2 protein-coding genes are annotated in these 1,791 nt (G+C 67.9%); both read left to right on the forward strand.

Annotated elements, in window-relative coordinates; translation table 11 throughout:
• A partial coding sequence (locus tag AB0G02_RS38255) for a cellulose binding domain-containing protein (protein ID WP_360804818.1) occupies nucleotides 1–1,060 on the forward strand: 1,060 nt, incomplete at its 5' end.
• Between the two features lie 442 nt (nucleotides 1,061–1,502).
• The coding region (locus AB0G02_RS38260) for an endo-1,4-beta-xylanase (protein ID WP_360804821.1) at nucleotides 1,503–1,791 on the forward strand (289 nt) is incomplete at its 3' end.

Below are 1,791 nucleotides of genomic sequence, written 5' to 3' on the forward strand. Positions count from 1 at the left end.
CACCGGCTGGCGGCTGTCCTGGACGTTCTCCGGTGACGAGCGGATCACGCAGTCGTGGAACGGGTCGCACTCCCAGTCGGGCGCCCAGGTCACCGCGACCAACGCGGCGTGGAACGGCGCCGTCGCCACCGGCGCCTCGGTGTCGTTCGGCTTCAACGCCACCTCCAGCGCCCGCCCGACGCCTCCCCCGGTGTTCACCCTCAACGGCACCGCGTGCACCGGCTCGACCACGACCACCACCGGCACCAGCACCACTACGACGACCACGACGCCTCAGCCCGGTCGCGCGCTGATCGAGAACAACTTCGCCGTCACCAGGGAAGGCGCGTACGGCGACAACCGCTTCACCGTGTTCCGCCCGTCGGACCCGCAGGCGGTGGACCGCCCGCTGCCCGTGCTGGCGTTCGGGAACGGCGCCTGCGCCCACACGAACAACAGCGAGGTCACGCGGATCCTGACGTTCATCGCCTCGAAGGGCTTCGTCGTGGTGGACACCGGATCGGTCGACGGCTCGCCCAACGGCGTGGCCAGCGGGTCACCCATCCCCTCCCTGCTGACGGACGGCATCACCTGGGCCGAGCGGGAGCAGAACCGCTCCGGGTCGCCGCTGCGCCAGCGGCTCGACCTGGGCGCGGTGGCCACCGCGGGCCACTCGTGCGGCGGGCTGGAAGCGCTCGTCGCCGCCCAGGACCGCCGGGTGTCCGCCGTGGTCTCGTTGGACAGCGGCTTCTTCGCCGACGGTTCGTTCGGCTACCCGCGCTCGGAGGTCGGCAAGCTGCACACGCCCGCGCTGTTCATGGACGGCGGCAGCTCCGACGTCGCCTACGCCAACAACCAGGCCACCTACGACCTCGCCACCGTGCCCGCCGTGCTGGCGCGGCACCCGCAGGCCGGGCACACCGGGTTCATCACCGGCGACCAGGTGACCGACGGCATGACGACGGTGGTGCAGTTCCTCGACATGGTGCTCTACGCCAACCGGACGGCGCGCGACTACGTCCTCAGCCCGTCCGGCCTGGCGGCCAAGACCCCGTGGACGGTGGCGAAGAAGAACTTCTGACCCCGGTCCCCGGACCCGACCAACCCGACCTCGGCCACGGCCGAGGTCGGGTTTACGTCTGTGCGGGGGTGAACCGATTCACCCCCCGTTTTGCTAAAGATGTTAGCGTTAACTTCAGCAACATCATTTTCGCAGCACCCCCATCTAGGTGTCCGCCATGCCTCTCAAGTCCCATTTGGGAGCGTTCCCGGATTTCGCTAGTCCGATCAGACCAATATGCCGCGCAACCCGAGACGCTGTTCTTGTGAACGTGAACACTTAGCTGCCACACTCCTGCTGGCATGTCCTTTCGAGGGTTCATTCCGGTCCGCAGCCACGGGATGCGCCACCGGGACGTGCCGGGTGCACCGGTCCACGCCCTCGAAGCACGGAGGACGGACCGGTCCGATCGTCCTGTCCACCACAGCCCGGGCGATCCGGGTGACTCCTCGAAAGTGTGAACATGAGCCTGACATCGAGGTCAGCGTCACGAGTCGCACTCGTGTCGACAGTCGCCGCAGTGGCGGTCGGCGCGACGTTGATCATGACCACGTCGGCGAGCGCGGCGACGACCCTGGGTGATGCCGCCGCGCAGTCGGGTCGGTACTTCGGTACGGCGGTCGCGGCGGGCAAGCTGGGTGATTCGACCTATGTGGGCATCCTGAACCGGGAGTTCAACATGGTCACCGCCGAGAACGAGATGAAGTGGGACGCCACCGAACCCAACCGGGGGCAGTTCAACTACACCAACG

Origin of the sequence: Actinosynnema sp. NPDC023658, from assembly GCF_040639995.1 — a bacterium.
Classification (GTDB): domain Bacteria; phylum Actinomycetota; class Actinomycetes; order Mycobacteriales; family Pseudonocardiaceae; genus Actinosynnema.